This is a genomic window from Arthrobacter sorbitolis (genome assembly GCF_054510995.1).
Genome location: NZ_JBTNDM010000001.1, coordinates 609,338 through 632,307 on the forward strand (window position 1 = coordinate 609,338; position 22,970 = coordinate 632,307).

21 protein-coding genes are annotated in these 22,970 nt (G+C 70.3%); 12 read left to right on the forward strand and 9 right to left on the reverse strand.

Annotation, left to right across the window (positions count from 1 at the left end; all coding sequences use genetic code 11):
* Positions 1-6 precede the first annotated feature (6 nt).
* From ACX80K_RS02955 to ACX80K_RS02970, 4 genes are all read left to right on the forward strand, one after another.
* Positions 7-1,002, forward strand: a complete 996-nt coding sequence (locus ACX80K_RS02955; protein WP_459270366.1) for an NAD-dependent epimerase/dehydratase family protein — start codon at positions 7-9, stop codon at positions 1,000-1,002.
* A 95-nt stretch (positions 1,003-1,097) separates the two neighbouring features.
* Positions 1,098-2,561, forward strand: a complete 1,464-nt coding sequence (locus tag ACX80K_RS02960; protein ID WP_459270367.1) for a polysaccharide deacetylase family protein — start codon at positions 1,098-1,100, stop codon at positions 2,559-2,561.
* 107 nt (positions 2,562-2,668) lie between these two features.
* The gene (locus ACX80K_RS02965) at positions 2,669-3,430 is read left to right on the forward strand and encodes a hypothetical protein (RefSeq protein ID WP_459270368.1); all 762 of its coding nucleotides are present in this window, start codon (positions 2,669-2,671) and stop codon (positions 3,428-3,430) included.
* Between the two features lie 50 nt (positions 3,431-3,480).
* Positions 3,481-4,812 carry a glycosyltransferase family 2 protein gene (locus tag ACX80K_RS02970; RefSeq protein ID WP_459270369.1) on the forward strand — a complete coding sequence of 444 codons (1,332 nt, stop codon included), beginning with the start codon at positions 3,481-3,483 and terminating at the stop codon, positions 4,810-4,812.
* A 15-nt stretch (positions 4,813-4,827) separates the two neighbouring features.
* Here the strand turns inward: ACX80K_RS02970 and ACX80K_RS02975 are convergent, their stop codons facing one another.
* Positions 4,828-6,426, reverse strand: coding sequence for an ABC-F family ATP-binding cassette domain-containing protein (locus ACX80K_RS02975; protein WP_459270370.1), 1,599 nt, complete (start codon positions 6,424-6,426; stop codon positions 4,828-4,830).
* A gap of 167 nt (positions 6,427-6,593) precedes the next feature.
* Between ACX80K_RS02975 and ACX80K_RS02980 the strand changes: the two genes are divergently transcribed.
* From ACX80K_RS02980 to ACX80K_RS02990, 3 genes are read left to right on the forward strand one after another with little or no spacing between them, the layout of a single operon-like run.
* Positions 6,594-7,232, forward strand: coding sequence for a biotin transporter BioY (locus ACX80K_RS02980; RefSeq protein WP_459270371.1), 639 nt, complete (start codon positions 6,594-6,596; stop codon positions 7,230-7,232).
* Positions 7,225-7,923, forward strand: a complete 699-nt coding sequence (locus tag ACX80K_RS02985) for an energy-coupling factor ABC transporter ATP-binding protein (protein ID WP_459270372.1) — start codon at positions 7,225-7,227, stop codon at positions 7,921-7,923. Before ACX80K_RS02980 ends, ACX80K_RS02985 begins: the two co-directional genes overlap by 8 nt.
* On the forward strand, positions 7,920-8,639 hold the full coding sequence (locus ACX80K_RS02990) for an energy-coupling factor transporter transmembrane component T family protein (protein WP_459270373.1): 720 nt from the start codon (positions 7,920-7,922) through the stop codon (positions 8,637-8,639). Before ACX80K_RS02985 ends, ACX80K_RS02990 begins: the two co-directional genes overlap by 4 nt.
* Positions 8,640-8,709: 70 nt before the next feature.
* On the opposite strand, the gene ACX80K_RS02995 is transcribed toward ACX80K_RS02990, so the two are convergent.
* From ACX80K_RS02995 to ACX80K_RS03020, 6 genes are all read right to left on the reverse strand, one after another.
* Positions 8,710-9,039, reverse strand: a complete 330-nt coding sequence (locus tag ACX80K_RS02995; RefSeq protein WP_105030674.1) for a metal-sulfur cluster assembly factor — start codon at positions 9,037-9,039, stop codon at positions 8,710-8,712.
* A gap of 61 nt (positions 9,040-9,100) precedes the next feature.
* Positions 9,101-9,868 carry a Fe-S cluster assembly ATPase SufC gene (gene sufC / locus ACX80K_RS03000; RefSeq protein ID WP_104179614.1) on the reverse strand — a complete coding sequence of 256 codons (768 nt, stop codon included), beginning with the start codon at positions 9,866-9,868 and terminating at the stop codon, positions 9,101-9,103.
* A 56-nt stretch (positions 9,869-9,924) separates the two neighbouring features.
* Positions 9,925-10,284 (reverse strand): non-heme iron oxygenase ferredoxin subunit, encoded by a 360-nt coding sequence (locus ACX80K_RS03005; protein ID WP_459270374.1) that lies wholly within the window; start codon positions 10,282-10,284, stop codon positions 9,925-9,927.
* A complete protein-coding gene (sufD, locus tag ACX80K_RS03010) occupies positions 10,284-11,516 on the reverse strand; it encodes a Fe-S cluster assembly protein SufD (protein WP_459270375.1) in 1,233 nt (410 codons plus the stop codon). The genes ACX80K_RS03005 and sufD overlap by 1 nt, the downstream gene beginning before the upstream one ends.
* A 107-nt stretch (positions 11,517-11,623) precedes the next feature.
* Positions 11,624-13,096, reverse strand: a complete 1,473-nt coding sequence (gene sufB / locus ACX80K_RS03015; RefSeq protein ID WP_459270376.1) for a Fe-S cluster assembly protein SufB — start codon at positions 13,094-13,096, stop codon at positions 11,624-11,626.
* Positions 13,096-13,980 (reverse strand): helix-turn-helix transcriptional regulator, encoded by an 885-nt coding sequence (locus ACX80K_RS03020; RefSeq protein ID WP_459270377.1) that lies wholly within the window; start codon positions 13,978-13,980, stop codon positions 13,096-13,098. The genes sufB and ACX80K_RS03020 overlap by 1 nt, the downstream gene beginning before the upstream one ends.
* A 128-nt stretch (positions 13,981-14,108) precedes the next feature.
* On the opposite strand from ACX80K_RS03020, the gene ACX80K_RS03025 reads away from it, so the two are divergent.
* From ACX80K_RS03025 to ACX80K_RS03035, 3 genes are read left to right on the forward strand one after another with little or no spacing between them, the layout of a single operon-like run.
* Complete coding sequence (locus ACX80K_RS03025; RefSeq protein ID WP_459270378.1) at positions 14,109-15,059, forward strand: ABC transporter ATP-binding protein; 951 nt, start codon at positions 14,109-14,111, stop codon at positions 15,057-15,059.
* A complete protein-coding gene (locus ACX80K_RS03030; RefSeq protein ID WP_459270379.1) occupies positions 15,056-15,829 on the forward strand; it encodes an ABC transporter permease in 774 nt (257 codons plus the stop codon). Before ACX80K_RS03025 ends, ACX80K_RS03030 begins: the two co-directional genes overlap by 4 nt.
* A gap of 4 nt (positions 15,830-15,833) precedes the next feature.
* Positions 15,834-16,805, forward strand: coding sequence for a COX15/CtaA family protein (locus ACX80K_RS03035; protein ID WP_459270380.1), 972 nt, complete (start codon positions 15,834-15,836; stop codon positions 16,803-16,805).
* Positions 16,806-16,930: 125 nt separating this feature from the next.
* Here ACX80K_RS03035 and ACX80K_RS03040 read toward each other — a convergent pair whose 3' ends face one another.
* Both ACX80K_RS03040 and ACX80K_RS03045 read right to left on the reverse strand, forming a co-directional pair.
* Positions 16,931-17,830 (reverse strand): dihydrodipicolinate synthase family protein, encoded by a 900-nt coding sequence (locus tag ACX80K_RS03040; RefSeq protein ID WP_459270381.1) that lies wholly within the window; start codon positions 17,828-17,830, stop codon positions 16,931-16,933.
* A 243-nt stretch (positions 17,831-18,073) separates the two neighbouring features.
* The gene (locus tag ACX80K_RS03045) at positions 18,074-19,018 is read right to left on the reverse strand and encodes a heme o synthase (RefSeq protein ID WP_459270382.1); all 945 of its coding nucleotides are present in this window, start codon (positions 19,016-19,018) and stop codon (positions 18,074-18,076) included.
* A 555-nt stretch (positions 19,019-19,573) separates the two neighbouring features.
* On the opposite strand from ACX80K_RS03045, the gene tkt reads away from it, so the two are divergent.
* Positions 19,574-21,760: a transketolase gene (gene tkt / locus ACX80K_RS03050; protein ID WP_459270383.1), complete on the forward strand. Its 2,187-nt coding sequence runs from the start codon at positions 19,574-19,576 to the stop codon at positions 21,758-21,760.
* Positions 21,761-21,856: 96 nt separating this feature from the next.
* Positions 21,857-22,969, forward strand: a complete 1,113-nt coding sequence (tal, locus tag ACX80K_RS03055; protein WP_459270384.1) for a transaldolase — start codon at positions 21,857-21,859, stop codon at positions 22,967-22,969.
* Position 22,970 lies beyond the last annotated feature (1 nt).

A 22,970-nucleotide genomic window follows, 5' to 3' on the forward strand; every position in this document is an offset into this window, starting at 1 on the left:
ACAAGCATGAGAACTGTCATCACGGGCGGTGCCGGCTTCATCGGCAGCCACCTCACCGAGTACCTGCTGGAGGCGGGCGACACCGTCACGGTCCTGGACGACCTGTCCACCGGCTCCCTCGAGAACCTAAAGGACGTCTGGGACAACCCGTCCTTCACCTTCCGCGAGGGCAGCATCCTCGACCGGGACGCCGTCCGGGAGGTCGTCACCGGATCGGACCGCGTCTTCCACCTGGCGGCAGCGGTGGGGGTGCACCTGATCGTGGATCACCCCCTCGAGAGCCTCCGCACGAACATCCACGGCACCGAGGTCGTGCTCGACGCCTGCCGCGATGCGCGGGTGGATCTCCTGCTGGCCTCCACCAGCGAGATCTACGGCAAGAACACCGCCGACCGGTTGTCGGAGGACTCCGACCGCATCCTGGGCTCCCCGCTGAAGTCCCGGTGGACCTATGCGGCGGCGAAGGGGATCGACGAGGCCTTCGCCCACGCCTACTGGCGTGAGTACGGGCTGCAGGTCTCCATCGTGCGGCTCTTCAACACCGTGGGTCCGCGCCAGACCGGCCGCTACGGCATGGTCGTGCCGAACCTCGTGGGCCAGGCCCTCCGTGGCGAGCCGCTCACCGTGTTCGGTGACGGCAGGCAGACGCGCTGCTTCTCCTACGTCGGGGACATCATCCCGGCGATGGTGCGCATCGCCGAGGAGCCCGCGACCCGCGGGCTCGCGGTGAACCTGGGGGGCCTGCAGGAGATCTCCATCCTCGACCTGGCCGAGCGGGCGGTCAAGCTGCTCGGCAGCAGCAGCGTCATCAGTCTGGTCCCCTACGAGGAGGCCTACGGCGCCGGCTACGAGGACATGCGGCGCAGGGTCCCTGACAACTCCCTCGCAGGACGCCTCGTCAGGTTCAAGCCGACCACGACCGTGGACACGATCATCCTGAAGGTGGCCAAGTCGATGCTCTCCACCGCCCCGGGTGGGGTGCCGGCCGGGGCCACTAGGTGACGCGAACCCGCCGACGGAGGGCCAGAGGGGCCCTTCGCGGCGGGGCCGCGGGCCCGGGTGACCGGACGCACGGGCATCCTACGGACCTGTTCAGCATGACCGCGACACTGTTCCTCGTCGTCCTCCTGCTCGGTGCGTCGATCAGCGGATCGGTGCCGGCGCACTCCTCGGTGGGCGCCGAGCCCTCGGTCGGCGCGCCACGGACGATGGTGAGCCTGACGTTCGACGACGGACACGACGACCAGGTCGATGCCGCCCGGGTCCTGGCGGACTACGGGCTTCGAGGCACGTTCTTCGTGTCGTCGGGCCTCATCGCCGACGAGCCCGGGCCGACGGATCCGGCGCCCACGAAGATGACACTCGCCCAGCTCCAGGACCTCCAGGCCGCCGGCCACGAGATCGGCGGCCACACCGTGACCCATGCCGATCTGGCCGAGATGGACGCGGAGGAAGCGCAGCGCCAAGTATGCAACGACAGGACCAAGCTGGTGGAACTCGGACTGGACGTCACCAATTTCGCCTATCCCTACGGGACGGCGAGCCGTGACCTGGAGCAGATCGTCGCGGGGTGCGGCTACAACAGCGCCCGCGGCCTGGGCGACATCCGGAGCCCCGAGCTGCCCCGGGTGACCTTCACCTGCGAGGAGTGCCCGGTCGCCGAGACCACCCCGCCGGCCGATCCCTTCAGGACCAAGGCACCGAACCAGGTGGAGAACACCTGGACACTGGCCGACCTGCAGAAGACCGTCACCGATGCCGAGACCACGGGCGGGTGGCTGCAGCTCACCTTCCACCACATCGACGCCACCGGCACGTCGCTGTCCGTCCCGCCGTCGGTGTTCGACGCCTTCGCGGGGTGGCTGGCCGCACGCGCCCCGCTCGGCACCGTGGTCCGGACCGTGGACGAGGTGATCGGAGGGCCGCAGCAGGCGACGGTCGAGTACCCTCCAGCACCACGCGCAGGGAACCTCCTCCGCAACCCCGGCCTCGAGACGCCGAGCCACGACAGCGCATTGCCGGCCTGCTGGCAGGGCGTCGGCTGGGGGGAGAACCGCCCGTCCTTCACGGTGGTGGAGGACGCCCACTCGGGCGACGCGGGCAGTCGGCTGGACCTGGCCGACTACGTGGGAGGCGACGCGAAACTCCTGCCGACCCTCGACCTGGGCACGTGCTCCCCGCCCGTGGAGTCGGGCAGGGCCTACGACCTCGGCGCCTGGTACAAGTCCACGGGAGAGACGCAGTTCGAGATCTACGTCCGCGACTCGGACGGGAGCTGGACGCACTGGACCTCGAGCCCTCCCTTCCCCCCGACCGACGAGTGGACCCACGCGACGTTCACCACGCCGCACGTCCCCCGCGACGTCGACGGCCTGAGCTTCGGCCTCAACCTCCGGGAGGCCGGGACACTCGTCACGGACGACTACAGCCAGGAGGTGGACATCACCTGGGACGAGTTCCTGACCCGTAGCGTCGCCGCCACCTGGGCCCAGGTCCGCCGCGCCTTCACGGCACCCTTCGACAACCCGGCGTCGCTGAGCATCCTGGCCTCGCCATGGTGACCACGGGAACGGGCCCGGGCGCCCAGGCAGCACGCGCTGCGAACGATCGACCGGCGGAGAACTCCCGCCGGACCCTCCACGAACCGCCAGCGAGAAAGGATCCACCGGTGGCAGTCCGCACGCGATCCCCCCGGCGCACCATCGTGCTGGCGGTCGCGGCTGTCGCGCTGCTCGTCGTCGGCACGACGGCGATCGTCGCCACCCAGGGGAAGGACAAGTACCCCTGGCACACGGACATCGTCTCCACGACCTTCTGGGTGGGCGAGATCCACGATCCCGACGCGGAGGACGGCAGCCAGGAGTACTCCACCTACGACTCGCGGTGGATGGAGAGCTACGGCGGGTGCGACGGCATCCGGACCTCCGACGGCTGCAGCACGGAGCCGCGCGTGGCCTCCAACGGCTACTTCCCCAGCAGCATGACGCCCCTGCAGAACCCGTTCTACCTCGACCTGCCGTTCGACGACCTCAACAATCCCGAGGCCTTCGCGCAGCGCGGCACCGTCATCCCCTGGGCGGCGGAGGAGGCCGCGGAGAACCCGGCGCTCCTCACGAGCAGGCAGCACAGCTTCATGAAGAACCGCTGGGTGAAACTGAGGAAGGGTTCCGCCGTGTGCTACGGGCAGATCCAGGATGCGGGACCGGCGGTGTACGACGACAGCGCGTACGTCTTCGGGACGGACGACCGGCGTCCCGCGAGCACCGAGTACAGCGGTGCCGGCCTGGACGTGTCGCCCGCCATCAACGGCTGCCTGGGGTTCAGTGACCTCGACGGTCAGGACGACCGCGTCGACTGGCAGTTCGTCGACGAGGAGGACGTCCCGGACGGGCCCTGGCGGCGAATCGTCACCACCAGCCAGGTCCAGTGAGCGGGCACCGCGATGATCCCCTTCACCCCTCGTCCCGATAATGGAGAATCATGGATGTCCTGACCTACGTAGTCGTGGTCCTGCTGGTGATCGGTGTCAGCACGACCTTCTGGAGCCTCGTCGGTCTCGGCCGCAGCGTCGGGGAGGTGTTCGGCCGCCTGACGTCCACCCGTCGGGGAGGGCCCCCGCGGGGTACGCCCGACGTGAGCCAGGTGGCGGTCCTGATCGCCGCCCACAACGAGGCGGCCTCGATCGAGCAGTCGCTCCGTGCGGCGTCGGCGCTGGTGGCCCCCGCGAACATCCACGTGGTGTCCGACAGGTCGAGCGACGCCACGGTCCCCATCGCGCAGGGCATGGGCGTCAACGTCCTCGACCTGACGGTCAATCGTGGCAAGGCCGGCGCTCTCGCGGAGGGGATCCGGTACTTCGAGCTCTGCGACCGCTTCGAGGTGGTCCTCATCCTCGACGCCGACACGCGCCCGACCAGGGAGTACCTGACGACCGGCCTCCCCCTCTTCGCCGACCCGGAGGTCGCCGCCGTGGCCGGCCGCGCGAAGTCCATCGTCGGAACGGGCCGCCGCCCCCTGCTGGGGCGGTTCCTCGTGGCGTACCGGGACAGGCTGTACCTGATCGTGCAGCTGCTGCTCAAGTACGGGCAGGCGGCCAAGGGCGCCAACGTGGTGAACATCGTGCCGGGCTTCGCGAGCATGTACCGCACCTCGGTCCTGCGGCACATCGACGTCGCGGGCCGCGGGCTGGTCATCGAGGACTTCAACATGACGTTCGACGTGCACGCGAGGAAGCTCGGGCGCATCGCCTTCCATCCCTCCGCGGCCGTCGCGTACACGGAGGATCCCGACAACCTCGGGGACTACATGCGCCAGATCCGGCGCTGGAACCTGGGGTTCTGGCAGACCGTCCGGCGGCACCGCTTCCGGTTCTCGAAGTTCTGGGTCAACCTGTGGATCCACATCGTCGAGATCGTCGTCAGCGGGATACTCCTCCTGACGCTGCTGCCCCTGCTCGCACTGTCCCTGGTCTTCGACGCGCTGCCGGCCGAGATGCAGCAGGTACCGCAGCCGGTCGACTGGATCGCCAACGCGCTGCCCCTGGAGGCCGTGCTCGTGGGTGTCCTCCTGCCCGACTTCCTGCTGTCGGTGCTGGCGGCCGTGCTGCTCAGGCGCCCGTCGTACCTGCTCTTCGGGCTGCTGTTCCCCCTGGTGCGCATGCTGGACGCGGCGATCTGCCTGAGCCAGATCCCGAAGGCGTTCACGGCCGGATCGAGCGGGATCTGGACGAGCCCGCGACGCCGGGCGGCGGTCGGTCACGCACCGATGCGCACGGTACCCGCCCTCGAATCCCGTGCTGTCGATGCGGCGTGACGGCTGCTGCCGAGGTCAGGCCAGCGTGACGAGTTCCAGGTAGTCGGAGTTCCACAGGTCCTCGACGCCGTCGGGCAGCAGGACGACGCGCTCGGGATCGAGGGCGTCCACCGCCCCCTCGTCGTGGCTGACCATGACCACGGCCCCGCTGTAGTTCTTGAGCGCGCCGAGGATCTCGGCGCGGCTGGCCGGGTCGAGGTTGTTCGTGGGCTCGTCGAGCAGCAGCACGTTGGCGGAGGACGCGACGATGGTGGCGAGTGCCAGGCGGGTCTTCTCGCCGCCGGAGAGCACACCGGCGGGCTTGTTGACGTCGTCGCCGGAGAACAGGAACGAACCGAGGATGCCGCGCACCTCGGCGTCCTGCATGTCCGGCGCCGAGGACTTCATGTTCTCGAGGACGGTCCGCTGCGTGTCGAGCGTCTCGTGCTCCTGCGCGTAGTACCCGACCTTGAGGCCGTGGCCGGCGATCACCTTCCCGGTGTCGGGCGTGTCCACCCCGGCGAGCATCCGCAGCAGCGTCGTCTTCCCCGCGCCGTTGAGCCCGAGGATCACCACCTTCGAACCGCGGTCGATCGCCAGGTCGACGTCGGTGAAGATCTCGAGCGAGCCGTAGGACTTGCTGAGGCCCTCGGCCGTCATGGGCGTCTTGCCGCACGGCGACGGGTCGGGGAAGCGCAGGGCCGCGACACGGTCGGAGGCGCGCACCGCGTCGAGCCCGCCCAGCAGCCGCTCCGCGCGCTTGGCCATGTTCTGGGCGGCCACGGCCTTGGACGCCTTGGCGCGCATCTTGTTCGCCTGGTCCATGAGGACGTGCGCCTTCTTCTCCGCGTTCGCACGCTCGCGCTTCCGCGCACGCTCGTCCGTCTCGCGCTGCAGCTGGTACCGCTTCCAGCCCATGTTGTAGATGTCGATCGTCCCGCGGTTCGCATCCAGCTGGAACACCTTGTTCACGGTGGCCTCGAGGAGCTCCACGTCGTGGCTGATGACGATCAGGCCGCCCTGGTGGTTCTTGAGGAACTCGCGGAGCCAGGTGATCGAGTCGGCGTCGAGGTGGTTCGTCGGCTCGTCGAGGAGCATGGTCTCGGCACCCGAGAACAGGATGCGGGCGAGCTCCACGCGCCTGCGCTGGCCGCCGGACAGGGTCTTGAGCGGCTGGTTGAGGATGCGCTCGGGCAGCGAGAGGTTGGAGGAGATGGACGCCGCCTCGGCTTCGGCCGCGTAGCCGCCGCCCGCGAGGAAGGCCGCCTCGATGCGGTCGTACCGGGCCATCGCCTTGTTGCGTACCGACGTCTTCTCGCTCGCCATGTCCTCCTGCGCCTGGCGCAGTTCCCCGACGACGGCATCGAGGTTGCGGGCGGACAGGATGCGGTCGCGGGCGAGCTGCTCCATGTTCGGCGTCCGGGGATCCTGCGGCAGGTAGCCGATCTCGCCCGAGCGGGTCACCGTGCCCCCGGCGGGCAGCGACTCGCCCGCCAGCACCTTCGTGAGCGTCGTCTTGCCGGCGCCGTTGCGCCCCACGAGCCCGATCTTGTCGCCCTTGTCGACCCGGAAGGAGACCTCGTCCATGAGCAGGCGGGCTCCGGCCCGGAGCTCCAGGTTCGATACGCTAATCACGGTGGGGCCTTTCGATGGTGCCGGAGACGGCGTTTGTTGTAGGAATCCCACAAGGGAGTCCCTGATGACCGGCGCTAGTCTCGGTACAGAAGCAGTTGCGGCTGGAGGAATCCGACAGATCACCGGAGTGGCCGGTGCGACTCCGGCCCGCTGAAGGAGGATGTGCCATGCAGCCAGCCGGGAAAACCGATGCAGGACCGGCCCGCACCCGCCGGCCGTCGTCCCGCAAGCGGTGGGATGCCACCGATCTCTCGCTGGTCGCGGTCTTCGCCGCCCTCATCGCCGCCCTTGCAATCCTACCCGGTATCCCGGTGGGTCCGCTCGGGGTGCCGATCACACTGCAGACGCTCGGGGTGATGCTCGCCGGGATCGTGCTCGGACCGGCCCGTGGAACGGCCGCCGTGCTGCTGTACCTCGTCGCGGGCCTGATCGGCCTGCCCGTGTTCAGCGGTTTCAGCGGAGGCTTCGGCGTGCTCGCCGGGCCGTCGGCCGGCTACCTCGTGGCGTTCCCGCTGGCGGCCCTCGTCTCCGGCCTCCTGGCCGTCGCCGTCCTCCGCCGGGCGGAGCGCTTCCGGACGCTCCTGCTGTTCCTCGCGTGCCTCGCGGCGAGCCTCCTGACGATCCACCCCCTCGGGATCGCCGGGCTGGTCGTCAATGCGGGCCTGCCCCTGCGGGACGCGATCGTCGTCGATGCGGCCTACCTGCCCGGGGACGTCCTGAAGAACCTCCTGGCCGCGGTGCTCGCCGTGTCGGTCCACCGCGCCTTCCCGCGGCTCCTCGCCGGGCGGCCCGTACCGCGTGCTTGAGTTCAGCGGCGCAGCGGTCCGCTCGGACGACGGGAGGACGCTCCTCCATCCGCTCACCCTCACCCTGTCCGAGCGGCGGGTCTCGGTGATCGGGCCCAACGGGTCCGGCAAGTCGACCCTCCTGCGCCTCGTCAACGGCCTCCTCGTCCCCACCTCGGGGTCGGTCGCCGTCTTCGGCCGGGACACGCGGTCGCAGGGCCACGCCGTGCGGCGCAGCGTCGGGTTCGTGTTCACCGATCCCCTGTCGCAGCTCGTCATGCCCACGGGCCGCGAGGACGTGGAACTGTCCCTGCGCAGCCGGAAGCTGCCGGCTGCGGAGCGGCGACGGGCCGGCGCAGCCGTCCTGCGGCGGTTCGGCATCGAGCACCTGGCCGACCGCAGCATCTACGACCTCTCCGGCGGCGAACGCCAGATCCTGGCCCTCGCCGTGGTCCTCGCGGTGGAGCCGCGCGTGCTCGTCGCCGACGAGCCCACCACGCTGCTGGACCTCCGCAACGACGCCCGCGTCCGGGCGCTCATCGCCGGACTCGACCAGCAGGTCGTGTTCACGACCCACAACCTGGACTTCGCCCTGGAGAGCGACAGGGCGCTCGTCGTCGACGACGGCCGGATCGTGTTCGACGGGCCGCCGGCGGACGCGGTGGCCCGGTACCGCGAGCTCGCGGCGACGTCGGCGGTCGGTGGGCCGTGAGGGGCTACGGCAGCACGCTGGGGCTCTACCAGCCCGGCTCCGGCTTCCTGTACCGGACGCCGCTGCCGGTGAAGGCTGTCGTGTCCCTCGCGTGCGCCGTCGTCGTGATCGCGTGGCGGTCACCGGCGACCAGCGCCGTCGCGCTCGTCCTGGCCCTCGGGGCCCTGGCGCTCGGGGCGCACCGGTCCCCCGCGCGGATCCTCCGGATGCTGCTGCCCGCGGCGCCCGTGCTCGGGCTCCTCGCGGTCTACCAGGGCGTGTCCCAGGGGTGGCTGCACGCCGTCGCGGTCATCGGCGGGATCGCGGCCTGCCTGCTCGTGGCGCGGGCCGTGACCCTCACGACCCCGACGCAGGACCTGCTCGACGGCGTGGCGCGGCTCGCACGGCCGTTCCGCGCGGTCGGCGCCGACCCCGAGCGGTTCGCCCTCGCCCTGTCCATCATGCTGCGCAGCATCCCGTACCTCGCGGGCCTGTTCGTCGATGTCCGCGAGGCGGCGCGTGCCCGCGGGCTCGACCGGCATCCGCGGGTCGCAGTCACGCCCCTGGTGATCGGCGCCGTCGCCTACGCGCACCGCACGGGGGAAGCACTCGCCGCCCGCGGCCTGGGCGGTGCCGTGGACGAGGACAGCGTCGAGGAGCAGCACCCCGGCGACCGTGAGCCCGGTGCGGCTCGGACCCCTCCCCGCGCCGAGGGCGGGGACCGGACCGACCCGTGAGACACGGGAGGGCGGCCCCGGCTGTCCCCGGAACCACCCTCCTGCACGGGCGTCGCGCCCCTGCGACACCTCAGATGTTGAAGCCGAGCGCCCGCATCTGGTCGCGGCCGTCCTCGGTGATCCGCTCGGGACCCCACGGCGGCATCCACACCCAGTTGAGTCGCCACTCGTCGACCACGCCGTCCAGCGCCTGGCCCACCTGCTCCTCGAGCACGTCCGTCAGCGGGCACGCCGCGGTGGTCAGGGTCATGTCGATCAGGAGGGCGCCGTCCTCCGCGTAGTTCAGGCCGTAGAGGAGACCGAGGTCGACGATGTTCACGCCGAGCTCCGGGTCGATCACGTCCCGCAGCGCTTCCTCGATGTCATCCAGCGCGGTCTGCGCCTGCTGCACGTCACTCATCCGACTCTTCCTTTCAGGCGGTGTTCAGGTCGATCGGCACACCGTGCCGAATCGTAGGGTCCTAGGCCTCGACCGCGGACTGTGCCGTGAACCGATCGTAGCCCTCTTCCTCGAGGCGGTCCGCGAGTTCCGGCCCGCCCTCCTCGGCGATCCTGCCGGCGACGAACACGTGCACGAAGTCCGGCTTGATGTAGCGCAGGATGCGCGTGTAGTGGGTGATGAGCAGGGTGCCCATCTCGCCCTTCGAGTGCTCGCGGTTGACGCCCTCGGAGACGACCTTGAGGGCGTCGACGTCGAGGCCGGAGTCGGTCTCGTCCAGGATGGCGAACTTGGGGCGGAAGAGCTCGAGCTGGAGGATCTCGACGCGCTTCTTCTCGCCGCCGGAGAAACCCTCGTTCACGTTGCGCTGGGCGAAATCCGCGTCGATGCGCAGCTGGGCCATGGCCGTCTTGACGTCCTTGGTCCAGTGGCGCAGGCTCGGGGCTTCGCCGTCGAGCGCGGTCTTGGCGGTGCGCAGGAAGTTCGTCATCGTGACGCCCGGGACCTCGACCGGGTACTGCATCGCGAGGAAGAGCCCGGCACGGGCTCGCTCGTCGACGCTCATGGAGAGGACGTCCTCCCCGTCGAGGGTGATCGAGCCGCTGTCGACCTTGTAGCGGGGGTGGCCGGCGATGGTCGACGCGAGGGTCGACTTGCCGGAACCGTTGGGGCCCATGATCGCGTGGGTCTCGCCGGTGTTGATCGTCAGCGTGACGCCCTTGAGGATGGGGACGTTGCCCTGCTCGGTGTCGATGCTGACGTACAGGTCCTTGATTGCAAGTGTGGTCATCGTGTTCTTTCTTCATCGCCTGCTGCGCAGGACGTGGGAGGTTCGGACGGCGCCGGCTAGCCGAGCTGCGGGGCGGGCGCTCCGTTGGTGACGTTGGTGACGTCCACGTAGACGTTGCCGTCGTGGACCTCGAGTGCGAACACCGGGACCGGCTCGTAGGCCGGGAGCTGCAGCGGGGCGCCGCTCCGCAGGTCGAACTGGGAGCCGTGGCCCCAGCACTCGATGGCGCAGCCCTCGACGTCGCCCTCGGACAGGGAGATGTCGGCGTGGGAGCACGTGTCACCCAGCGCGTGGATCTCGCCGTCGGAATCGCGGACGACGACGACGGGGTAGTCGTCGATGAGGACGCGGAGTGCCTGCTTGACCTGGACGTCGTCGACGCTGCAGATCAGCTCGCCGCCGGGCGCATCGGCCATCAGAGGTTCCCCGCGGCGAGTTCGCGCTCGACCGACGCGGACAGGCGCTCCTCGAGCGCGGGGACCTTGATCTGCTGGATGACCTCGGTGAGGAAGCCGCGGACGACGAGGCGGCGTGCCGCCTTCTCGGGGATGCCACGGGCCATCAGGTAGAAGAGGTGCTCGTCGTCGAACCGGCCGGTGGCGCTGGCGTGGCCCGCGCCCTCGATGAGGCCTGTCTCGATCTCGAGGTTCGGGACGGAGTCCGAGCGCGCGCCGTCCGTGAGGATCAGGTTGCGGTTGGTCTCGTAGGTGTCCGTGCCCTCGGCCGCCTTGCGGATCAGCACGTCGCCGACCCACACGGTGTGGGCGTCGACGCCCTGCAGGGCGCCCTTGTAGGTGACCCGCGACTTGCAGTTCGGGACGGCGTGGTCCACGAGCAGGCGCTGCTCGAGGTGCTGGCCGGCGTCGGCGAAGTACAGGCCGTACATCTCGACCTCGGCACCGGTGGCGGTGAAGATCGACGACGGCGTGAGCCGTACGAGGTCGCCGCCGAGGCTGACGACGACGTGCTTGTACCGTGCGTCGCGGCCCACCTTCGCCTGCTGCGAGGACACGTGCACGGCGTCGTCGTCCCATTCCTGGACACTCACGACCGTCAGCTGCGCCCCGTCGCCGACGATGATCTCGACGTTCTGGGCCAGCGTGGCGGAGCCGGAGTGGTCGAGCACGACGACGGCCTTCGAGAAGGCCTCCGCGTGGATGAGGATGTGCTGGGCGGCGGCGTCGGAGGTCGATCCGGTGACCTCGACCATGACCTCGCCGTCCGCCACCGTCTCCTTCGGGATGGTGATGACGGTCGCCTCGGTGAACGCGTTCCATGCGGCGGCGGACACGCGGTCCTCGGGGGTCGCGGCCGAGCCCAGGCGGGCGTCGCCGCGGCCGACGGTCTCGACGGTGACGTTGCCGGCACCGCCGACCTCGATCCCGGGAGCCGTGCCGCTCAGCGCGTCCGTGTGGAGCCCGCGGAGGCGCTTGAGCGGCGTGAACCGCCAGTCCTCCTCGAGGCCGGTCAGCGTCGGGAAGTCCGCGAGGTCGAAGGACCTGCGGCGCTCCCCCCGGGACGCCTCGGGCACCACGGGCGCGTTGCCGTGGCTGTGCTTCTTGAAGCCGAGCTGCTCGGTGCCGTCGTCCCCGCCGGGCAGGCTCTCGCCCTCCTCGGTGAAGCCGTCGATGACGGCGCGGGTGTCCACAGTGCCGGAGGGAGCACCTATGCGTGCCTTGTCGGCAGACCGTCCGAGTTCGGTCCGCTCTCCCTCAGACGTGGTGTCGGGTGAAATCTGGGTGGTGTCAGCCATCGCTAGCCCACGGCCCCTTCCATCTGCAGTTCGATCAGCCGGTTCAGCTCGAGCGCGTACTCCATGGGCAGTTCACGGGCGATCGGCTCGATGAACCCGCGCACGATCATGGCCATGGCCTCGTCCTCGGGGAGCCCGCGGGACATGAGGTAGAACAGCTGTTCCTCGCTGACGCGCGACACGGTGGCCTCATGGCCCATGGTGACGTCGTCCTCGCGGATGTCGACGTACGGGTACGTGTCGGAGCGCGAGATGGTGTCCACCAGCAGGGCGTCGCAGCGGACCGTGTTCGCCGAGTGCTTGGCGCCGTCGCGGACCTGCACGAGGCCGCGATAGGCCGCCCGCCCACCGCCGCGCGCGACCGACTTCGAGATGATCGACGACTTCGTGTTCGGTGCGATGTGCACCATCTTCGACCCGGTGTCCTGGTGCTGTCCCTCGCCCGCGAAGGCGATCGAGAGCGTCTCACCCTTGGCGTGCTCGCCGACCAGGTAGACGGCCGGGTACTTCATGGTGACCTTGGAGCCGATGTTGCCGTCGATCCACTCCATCGTGGCGCCCTCGTGGGCGATGGCGCGCTTCGTCACGAGGTTGTACACGTTGTTCGACCAGTTCTGGATGGTGGTGTACCGGACGCGGGCGCCCTTCTTCACCACGATCTCGACGACGGCCGAGTGCAGCGAGTCGGACGTGTAGATCGGGGCGGTGCAGCCCTCGATGTAGTGCACGTAGGAGTCCTCGTCCGCGATGATCAGCGTGCGCTCGAACTGGCCCATGTTCTCGGTGTTGATCCGGAAGTAGGCCTGCAGGGGGATCTCGACGTGGACGCCCTTCGGCACGTACACGAAGGACCCGCCGGACCAGACCGCCGTGTTGAGCGACGCGAACTTGTTGTCGCCCACGGGGATGATCGAGCCGAAGTACTCCTTGAAGATCTCCGGGTGCTCGCGGAGCGCGGTGTCGGTGTCCAGGAAGATGACGCCCTGGCGCTCGAGGTCCTCGCGGAGCTGGTGGTACACCACCTCGGACTCGTACTGGGCCGCGACGCCGGAGACGAGGCGCGCGCGCTCCGCCTCGGGGATGCCGAGCTTCTCGTACGTGTTGCGGATGTCCTCGGGGAGGTCCTCCCACGTGTTGGCCTGCTTCTCCGTGGAGCGCACGAAGTACTTGATGTTGTCGAAGTCGATCCCGGACAGGTCCGCGCCCCAGGCGGGCATGGGCTTCCGGTCGAAGTACTTGAGGCCCTTGAGGCGGAGGTCGAGCATCCACTCGGGCTCGTTCTTCTTGGCGGAGATGTCGCGGACGACCTCCTCGCTCAGGCCGCGGCGTGCGTTGTCGCTCGCCTCGTTCTTGTCGGCCCAGCCGTACTGGTACGTGCCGATGCCCTCGAGCTCCGGATTCTTCTCCAGGATGTCGCTGATCACCGACTCCGGCACTGCCGACGCAGCTGGCTTGCGGTCTACTTGATCCGTCATCACGGCCTTCCTTGCTGATGGATGGATAACGTTGCTGGGGCGGGCGGCGCTGCTGCCGGGTCGACCGGCGGTGCTGCGGGCCCGGAGGCGTCGAGGGCGCCCGGTGCGGGCACCGCCGTCGTCCGTCCCAGGGGTATGTGGGTGGTGCAGACGTGCCCGCCGGCGGCGAGTGTCGAGAGGCGGCGCACGTCCACGCCGAGGAGCCGGGCGAAGACGCCGGTCTCCTGCTCGCAGAAGGCGGGGAAGGCGGAGGCGAGGCCCTGGATGGGGCAGTGGCCCTGGCAGAGCTGGACGCTCAGCATGACGGGGCGGGCGGCGGGGACGCTTCGCACTCCGCTCCCCTGCGGACGGCCGACGGTCTTGGTGGACCCGACGAAGCCGTCGGTGGTCAGGGCGGCGGCGAGGGCACGGGCGCGGGCCTCAAGATCGGGACCAGCGGCCTCCACGATGGGCCGGTAGCGTTCCTCCATGCCGGAGAAGCGCGTGCGGGCGAACTCCTCGATGGCCTCGGGGCCGGCCGCGGCGCCCAGCTGCGCGAGGGCGGCCGTGGCGATGTCGAGGTAGTCGTTCCCCATCTTGGCCTGGCCCCGCTGGCTGAGCACGTAGCGTCGCGCAGGGCGTCCTGCGCCGGTCGCGGAACTGCGCGCCCGCTTCACCTCGATCAGGCCGTCCGAGGAGAGGGCGTCGAGGTGGCGGCGCATGGCTGCGGGGGTGAAGCCGAGGCGGTCGCCGAGTTCGGCGGCGCTGACGGGTCCCCGTTCGAGGACGGCGGACAGGACACGGTCGCGCGTACGCTCGTCGGGGTCCGGGGAGACGATCTGCGCGCCACGGTCGACGGGCATGCCGACGGCCGGTGCGCTTGCGGCACGGGGTGTTGCAGTCATGGTCCACTCCTCCCATCGGCGACACAATAGACAACATAAGCATGACGTAATGTATTCCGCCCGACCACTTAGGCGAGGCTACCCATCGGCGACTCAGGGCTGATTACTACCTGACGTAGAATAAGGGCGTGCCGACACCTCCCCCCGCCCTCGAGATCGACGGGCTCATCAAGGATTTCGGCCCCGTCGGCGCCCTCGACGGGCGTATGGTGCGCGTGCTCGAGGGCGTGAGCCTGACCGCGGCGCGCGGGGCCGTGACCGTCCTCCTCGGTGCCAACGGAGCCGGGAAGACGACGACCCTCGAGTGTGCCCAGGGGCTGCAGCGCGCTGACGGCGGCGTGGTGCGCCTGCTCGGCGAGGACCCCTACCGGGCCTCGCCGGACCTCCGCGCGAGAGTCGGTGTGATGCTCCAGGACGGCGGGTTGCCGCCGTCCGTGCGCCCCCTCGCCCTCCTGCACCATGTCGCGTCCATGTTCAGTTCCCCGCTGCCGGTCGACGCGCTGGCCGAGCGCCTGGGGCTCGACGAGTTCGGGACGGTCTCGATCCGCAGGCTCTCCGGCGGCCAGAAGCAGCGCCTGGCCCTCGCGTGCGCCCTCGTGGGTCGGCCCGAGGTGGTCTTCCTCGACGAACCCAGCGCCGGGCTCGACCCGCAGTCCCGCACCATCGTCTTCGACCTGATCCGGGAGCTGCGCGCCGACGGCCTCGCCGTCATCCTGACCACGCACCTGCTCGACGACGCGCAGCGGCTCGCGGACTACGTCTACATCCTCGAGGGCGGCCGCACGGTCGCCGAGGGCACGGTGGCCGCCCTCACCGCGGACAAGGACGCCGACGGCATGCGCGAGCTGCGCTTCGAGACCGTGCCCGGCCTCGCGCTGCCCCCCGAGCTCCTCCCCCACCTGCACCAGCGCGAGGACGAGCCCGGACAGTACGTCCTGCGGGGAGCGCTCACGGCCTCCGACGTCGCCCAGTTGGCCTCCTGGTGGGACACGCAGGGCGTCATGCCGACGGCCATCTCCATGGCGCCGCGCTCCCTCGAGGACGTCTTCCTCGACATCTCCGGACGGAGCATCCGATGACGCCGGGCACGGTCCTTCCCGGTCGGCCGGGAACGGCGGCACCTCTCGTGGCGCGCGTCCTGCGGCACGGGGGCTACGAGGCGCTGGCGATGCTGCGCAACGGTGAGCAGCTCGTCCTGGCGATCGTGCTCCCGCTCCTGGCACTGACCGCCCTGGTCATCACGCCGCTGCTCGATGCGTACGGGCCCAACCGTATCGACGTCGCCGCTCCCGGCGTGCTCGCCCTCTGCACCATGTCGACAGCCTTCACGGGGCAGGGCATCGCGACGGGCTTCGACCGCCGGTACGGCGTCCTCCGCTTCCTCTCGACCACGCCGCTCGGCCGGTCGGGGCTGATTCTCGGCAAGGCCGTGGCCGTCGCCGCCGTCCTCGCCGTCCAGCTCGTGGTGATCGGCGGCGCCGCCCTGCTCATGGGCTGGTCGCCGCGGGTCGAGGGACTGCTCCCGGCGGCACTGCTGCTGCTCGTCGGGTCCGCGGCGTTCACGGCCCTCGGCCTGCTGGTGGCCGGCACGCTGCGCCCCGAGGCCACCCTGGCCGTCACCAACCTCGTGTGGATCCTGCTCGCGGCCGCGGGCGGGGTCATCATCCCGGCAGCGAGCCTGCCCGCCGCGGCCGAGCCGTTCGTCTCGGTCCTCCCGTCCGCCGCACTGGGCGACGGGCTGCGGAGCGCCCTCGTCGGCGGCACCCTCGATCCCATCGCGTGCCTGGTGCTCCTCGCCTGGGCCGTCCTCGCCAGTCTGGCGGCCATCCGCTGGTTCAAATGGAGCTGACCGTATGACCTTCCCCGTCCTCTCCCGCATCCCGGCCGCCCTCCCGCGCACGACGACGCCGCTCGTGCGCCGCCTGGCGGTCGCCTCCCTGGTCTCGCAGATCGCCATCGTGGTCACGGGTGGCGCGGTCCGGCTGACGGCATCCGGGCTCGGCTGCCCCGAGTGGCCGCGCTGCACCCCCGACTCGATCACCACCACGCCCGAGATGGGCCTCCACGGCGTGATCGAGTTCGGGAACCGGCTCCTGACCTTCGTGCTGGTGATCATCGCCGTCGCGATGATCGTCGCCGTGCTCGGCATGCGACGGGACCGCAAGGACCTCTTCCGCCTGTCGGTCGGACTCTTCCTCGGCATCCCGGCGCAGGCCGTGATCGGCGGTATCACCGTCTGGACGGGCCTCAACCCCTGGGTCGTGGGACTCCACTTCGTCGTGTCCATGGTCCTCGTCGCCCTCGCCACGGTGCTGCTCAACCGCGCCCGGCTCACCACCGAGGAGTACAGGGCGCACCGCGCGCCGGCCGCGCCGCTGCTCCTGCGCCGGTTGCTCGTCAGCGCGACGGTCCTCACCTCGGTCGCGGTGCTCCTGGGGGTCGTCGTCACGGGGTCGGGCCCGCACGCCGGGGATCACGGGGCCGCACGGAACGGACTGGACGCGCTCCTCGTGACGCGCCTGCACGCCCTCCCCGTGTACCTGCTCGTCGCGACCGTGGCGCTCGCCGTCGTCGTCGCCCACCGCGGCCGCGTCCACGAGAAGCTGCGCAAGGCCCTCGGCATGCTCGCCGTCGTCGTCGTCGTGCAGGGTGCCATCGGGTACACACAGCACTTCCTGCACCTGCCCGTCGCCCTCGTGGCGCTGCACATGCTCGGGGCGTCGCTCCTCATGGCGGCGGCGGTCCACGCGCAGTACACCGGCACGACGACGAAGCCGCCGCCGGGCACGAGCGCTCGCGCCGGCCTGCGGGAGTCCGTGGCGTAGGACCTGGTCCGGGCGTCCTGTCCTGCTCCGCCCGGCGGGTGCGTGGTCAGCGTCGTTCCCGGGGTTCGGTCGCAGTCACGGCTCCCGGCCGGCGTGTCGAGGATGGACACGCCGGACGGCCTGCGTCAGTCGTCGTGGAACTCCGCCTCGAGGAGGTCGAGGAGGCGCCCGAGTTCGCGCAGTTCGGAGCCCGGGCTGGGGAGCAGGGGCGGCCGCGGATCCCCAGCGGCGACACCGCAGGCACGCGCCAGCAGGTGCAGCCCGCTGATCTTGCGCAGTCCCGCCACGTGGTCCACGAGGGGCGCGAGGACGGAGCGCACGCGCTCGATCCCCGCCCGGTCCCCGGCGACGACGGCGGCACGGAGGCGCCCGTAGTACTCGGGCAGGAGCGCGGCGGGTCCGCTGTGCCAGGCATCCGCGGCGACCTCCCCGGTCATCATGAGCAGATCACCGCTCACCCCATGGCTGAAGCCGTCCGGTACCAGGGGTGCGAGCTCGGCATGCCGCGCGTTGAACGTCGCCGCGTCGGCTGCCGTGTCCTTGAACGCGACGACCTGCGGCAGGGCCGACAGTTCCGCGACGACGCGCAGCGAGTAGTCGAACTGCGTGGTGCCGGGGTTGTTGTAGAGGCAGACCGGCAGATCGGTGACGGCGCACACGGCGCGTACCTGCGCGAGGACCTCGTCATCGGTGAGGGGCACGTAGGAGACGGGCGAGAGCACGAGGCCGTCGGCGCCCGCCGCCTGCGCGTCCACTGCCGCGTCGAGGACCTCGCGCGTGCCGACGGAACTGATGCCCACGGCGACCGGGAGCCGTCGGTCCACCGCCTCGATGGCGGTCCGTGCCACCAGCGCGCGCTCCGACCGGTCGAGGTAGGCGAAGCTGCCCGACGAGCCGAGCATCGTGACGGCGTCGACGCCTGACGTTGCAAGACCGTCGACGAGTGCCCGGAGGTCGTCCTGGGCGACGGAGCCGTCGGCGGCGAACGGGGTGATGGGATAGGCGATGAGGCCGGTGAAGTCCATGCCAGCAAGCCTAGAGGGAGCAGGCTGCGTCTGCCGCCGCGCCGGGCGCCCATCCCCGGGGGAACGCCGGCCCGGGCCTGGGCTGCCGCGCCGGGTGCGTGATTCCGCCGGTTCGACCGCCGCGCCGGGCGCCCATCCCCGGGGGAACGCCGGCCCGGGCCTGGGCCGCCGCGCCGGGTGCGCGCCCGAAGCAGGAGGACACTCCGGGTTCAGGCGGTGGGAGGGCTCGGGCAGTCGCAGGGCTCAGGCGAGGACGGCGGATCCGACGAACGGGTCGATCGCGAGGGCCAGGAAGAGCACCGTCAGGTAGCTGATGGAACCGTGGAACACCTTCATCGCGGCCTTGCTGCTCAGTTCGCCCTGCTGCGCCAGCGAGTGCAGCCGGTGCGACTCGCGGATGAACCACGCGCCGCCGACGAGCGCGGCCACGGAGTACACCCAGCCGGCACCGGCGGGGATGAGCAGGAGCGAGCACGCCACCATGGCCCACGCGTAGAGGACCACCTGGACGGACACCACGCGGGCACCGGCGATGGCTCCGAGCATGGGGACGCTGGCGGCCCGGTAGTCGTCGCCGTACTTCATGGACAGCGGCCAGTAGTGCGGCGGCGTCCACAGGAAGATGATGAGGAACAGCACGACGGCGGGCCACTCGATCGAGTTGGTGACAGCGGCCCAGGCGATGAGGACGGGCATGCACCCGGCGGCTCCGCCCCACACGATGTTCTGGGACGTGCGGCGCTTGAGCACCAGGGTGTAGACCACCACGTAGAGGAAGATCGCGCCGACGCCGAGCATCCCGGCCAGCGGATTAGCCCCGAACCACAGGACGGCGATCGCCACGACGCCGAGGATCCAGGAGAAGACGAGGGCCTCACGCGGGGTGACCTCTCCCGTGACGAGCGGACGGTTCTCCGTGCGGTGCATGAGCTTGTCGATATCACGGTCGATGTAGCAGTTGAAGGCACCTGCGCTCCCGGCCGCGAGTGCGCCACCGACCATGGTGGCGAGGATCAGCCCGAGCGGCGGGAAGCCGCCCTGCGCGAAGATCATCGTGGGAAGAGTGGTCACCAGGAGGAGCTCGATCACGCGGGGCTTCGTCAGCGCGAGGTAGGCCTTCGCCTTGCGGCCGAAACCCTGACGGGCCTGCGGGGAACGTGCCGGAGCAGGAGCCTGCTGGGTCTTCACGAGGCAACACTTTCGTTTCTTCCGGAGTAAAAGACAACGCCATCATACCCTTTTACGGCGTGTAGAAATCGGCGCCGGGTCCTGTCCCCGCAGGCCTTGTGGCCCGCGAGGGGCAGCGTCGACTCCCGCATGTCCCGCGTGCGACGCCGAAGACGACCAGGACGACCGAAGACGACCAGGACGACCGAAGACGACCGGGACCGCCGGGACACCCGGACCTGCCTGAAGGATCCCGGTCGTGCGAGATCCCCCTGCCGCCCACCTGCTGTCGAGCCCGGCCGGCCGAAGTCGAGGGGCCGGGTGCCCGCCGCGCAACCCCTGCGGGGAAGGGATGACATTCTTCGCCACCCACGGTGCATCGCAGTCCGGAAGGGATAGTGTGGATTCGAAAGCCCGCTGTGGAAGCGCCTCCGGACCATGTCGTCCGGATTCAGTGCTGTCCCCGGTCGGGGCCGAACTTCGCAATTCAACGGTGAACGGCCAGCCCGACGGCGTGCCCAGAGGTACGCCGTCGCCAGCTAGGGTGCCGTTCCGGACAGAGAGGGGCCCGGAAACGTGGCGCAGACCCAAGAGCAGGAACTGACCTGGACCGAGCTCGACCAGAAGGCCGTGGACACGGTGCGCATCCTCGCGGCGGACGCCGTCGAGAAGGTGGGCAACGGACACCCGGGGACGGCGATGAGCCTCGCCCCCGCCGCCTACCTCCTGTTCCAGAAGCTCATGCGGCACGATCCGTCGGACCCCGAGTGGACGGGCCGCGACCGCTTCGTCCTCTCCCCCGGCCACACCTCGCTGACCCTCTACATCCAGCTCTACCTGTCCGGCTACGGACTGGAGCTCGATGACCTGAAGGCGCTGCGCACGTGGGGCTCCCTCACACCGGGCCACCCCGAGTACCGCCACACCAAGGGCGTCGAGATCACCACCGGCCCCCTCGGCCAGGGACTCGCGACGTCGGTCGGCTTCGCCTACGGCCAGCGGCGCCAGCGCGGCATGTTCGACGCCGACGCCCCCGCGGGCACAAGCCCGTTCGACCACACCATCTGGGTCATCGCCTCCGACGGCGATCTCCAGGAGGGCGTGACGGCCGAGGCGTCCTCGCTCGCCGGACACCAGGAGCTCGGCAACCTCGTGGTGATCTACGACGAGAACCACATCTCCATCGAGGACGACACGGACGTCGCCTTCACGGAGGACGTCCTCAAGCGCTACGAGGCCTATGGCTGGCACACGCAGCGCGTGGACTGGACGAAGACCGGTGAGTACGTCGAGGACGTCGCCGAGCTCTACTGCGCCCTCGTGGCGGCGAAGAACGAGACGTCCCGGCCGAGCATCGTCTCCCTGCGCACCATCATCGGCTTCCCGGCGCCGACCAAGCAGAACACCGGCAAGATCCACGGGTCGGCCCTCGGCAAGGACGAGGTCGCGGCACTGAAGGAAGCCCTCGGCTTCGACCCGCAGAAGCACTTCGACGTCGACCCGGAGGTCCTGGAGCACGCGCGCGGCGTGGTGCAGCGCGGCGCCGACGCGCAGAAGGCCTGGCGCGAGGGCTTCGACGCCTGGACGGCCGCACACCCCGACGAGACGGCCCTGCTCGAGCGCATCCAGGCGCGCACGCTCCCCGAGGGCTGGGAAGCGTCCCTGCCCACGTTCGAGGCGGGCAAGGACATGTCCACCCGCGCGGCATCGGGCAAGGTCCTCACGGCCATCGGCCCCGTGCTCCCGGAACTCTGGGGTGGCAGCGCGGACCTCGCGGAGTCGAACAACACGACCATCGAGGGCTCGCCGTCGTTCATCCCCGAGAGCCGGCAGACCAAGGCCTGGTCGGGCAACCAGTACGGGCGTGTCCTGCACTTCGGCATCCGCGAGCATGCGGCGGCGGCGATCGTCAACGGCATCGTCATGCACAGCAGCACGCGCGCCTTCTCGGGCACCTTCCTGATCTTCAGCGACTACCAGCGCCCGGCCGTGCGGCTCGGCGCCCTCATGGGCGTCCCGGCGATCTACGTATGGACGCACGACTCCATCGGCCTCGGCGAGGACGGGCCCACCCACCAGCCCGTCGAGCAGCTCTCCTCGCTGCGCACCATCCCCGGTCTCGACGTCGTCCGCCCGGGTGACGCCAACGAGGTGGCCGTCGCCTGGCGGACCATCCTGGAGAACACCGACAATCCGGCCGGCATCGTGCTGACGCGCCAGAACATCCCGACCTACGCACGCGGTGAGGGAGCAGCCGACGGTGACACGTTCGGCTCGGCCGAGGGCGTCGCGAAGGGCGGCTACGTGCTCGCCGAGGCGAAGAACGGCACGCCCGACGTCATCCTGATCGGCACCGGGTCCGAGGTGCAGCTCGCCGTCGAGGCGCGGGAGGCCCTCGAGGCCCAGGGCATCGCCGCGCGCGTCGTCTCGATGCCGTGCCTCGAGTGGTTCAACGCCCAGGACGCCGCCTACCGCGACAGCGTGCTGCCGCGCACGGTCCGGGCCCGCGTGTCCGTCGAGGCCGGCGTCTCGCAGAGCTGGACCGGGATCGTGGGCGACGCCGGACGCAGCGTGTCCCTCGAGCACTTCGGTGCTTCCGCCGACTACAAGACGCTCTACCGCGAGTTCGGCATCACCGCCGACGCCGTCGTGACAGCCGCCAAGGACTCCCTCGAAGCGGTCGCCGTCGATCCCCTGGCGCCCAACGGCACGGCGGCCCTGGGCTCGGGGCAGCGCGCCACCGAGACCGGCGACCAGCAGTAGCCGGCACTCCGCCCGGGCCGGGCACCGGCCCGGGAGGAGTCCCCTCCGTCCGACCCGTCCAGTACACATTCCGCGGAAGCGGAAAAGGAGCACACCATGACCGCATCACCCACCGCCGACCTCTCGGCCGCCGGCGTTTCCATCTGGCTCGACGACCTCTCCCGTGAGCGCATCAACTCCGGCGCCTTCAAGCACCTGATCGAGGACCTGGACGTCGTCGGTGTGACGACGAACCCGAGCATCTTCGCCGCGGCGCTGAAGAAGGGCGAGTCCTACGCCTCCCAGGTCGGGGCGCTCGCCGAGGCCGGCGCCGACGTCGACCAGGCCGTCTTCGACATCACCACGCACGACGTCGCCCAGGCCTGCGACATCTTCGCCGCGGAGGCCAAGCGCACGAACGGTGCCGACGGCCGCGTCTCCATCGAGGTGGACCCCCGCCTGTCCCGCGACACGCAGGGCACGATCGAGGAGGCCAAGCGCCTGCACGCCAAGGTGCAGCGCACCAACGTACTCATCAAGATCCCGGCCACCGTCGAGGGCCTCGAGGCCATCACGGAGACCCTGGCCGCCGGCATCAGCGTCAACGTCACCCTGATCTTCTCCCTCGAGCGCTACCGCGCCGTCATCAACGCCTTCCAGCAGGGCATCGAGCAGGCGAAGGAGAACGGCCACGACCTGACCAAGATCACCTCCGTCGCCTCGTTCTTCGTCTCCCGCGTCGATGCCGAGATCGACGGCCGGCTCGACGCGCTCGGGACCGAGGAGGCGACCGCGCTGAAGGGCAAGGCCGGGCTCGCCAATGCGCGCCTCGCCTACCAGATCTTCGAGGAGCAGTTCGCTACGGAACGCTGGCAGGTCCTGAAGGCGGCCGGTGCGAACGCCCAGCGTCCGCTGTGGGCGTCGACGGGCGTCAAGGACCCGAACCTCCCCGACACGCTGTACGTCACGGGCCTCGTCGCCGCGGACGTCGTCAACACCATGCCGGAGAAGACCCTCCTGGCCATGTCCGACCACGGCGTCGTCGAAGGGGACACGGTCACCGGGACGTACGACGAGTCCAACGAGCTCCTGAACCGGCTCGACGCGCTCGGGATCTCCTACGACGAGGTCGTCGACCAGCTCGAGACCGAGGGCCTCGACAAGTTCGTGGCCAGCTGGTCCGAGCTCCTCGAGACCGTCCAGACCGCCCTCGACGCCGCGAAGGGCTGAT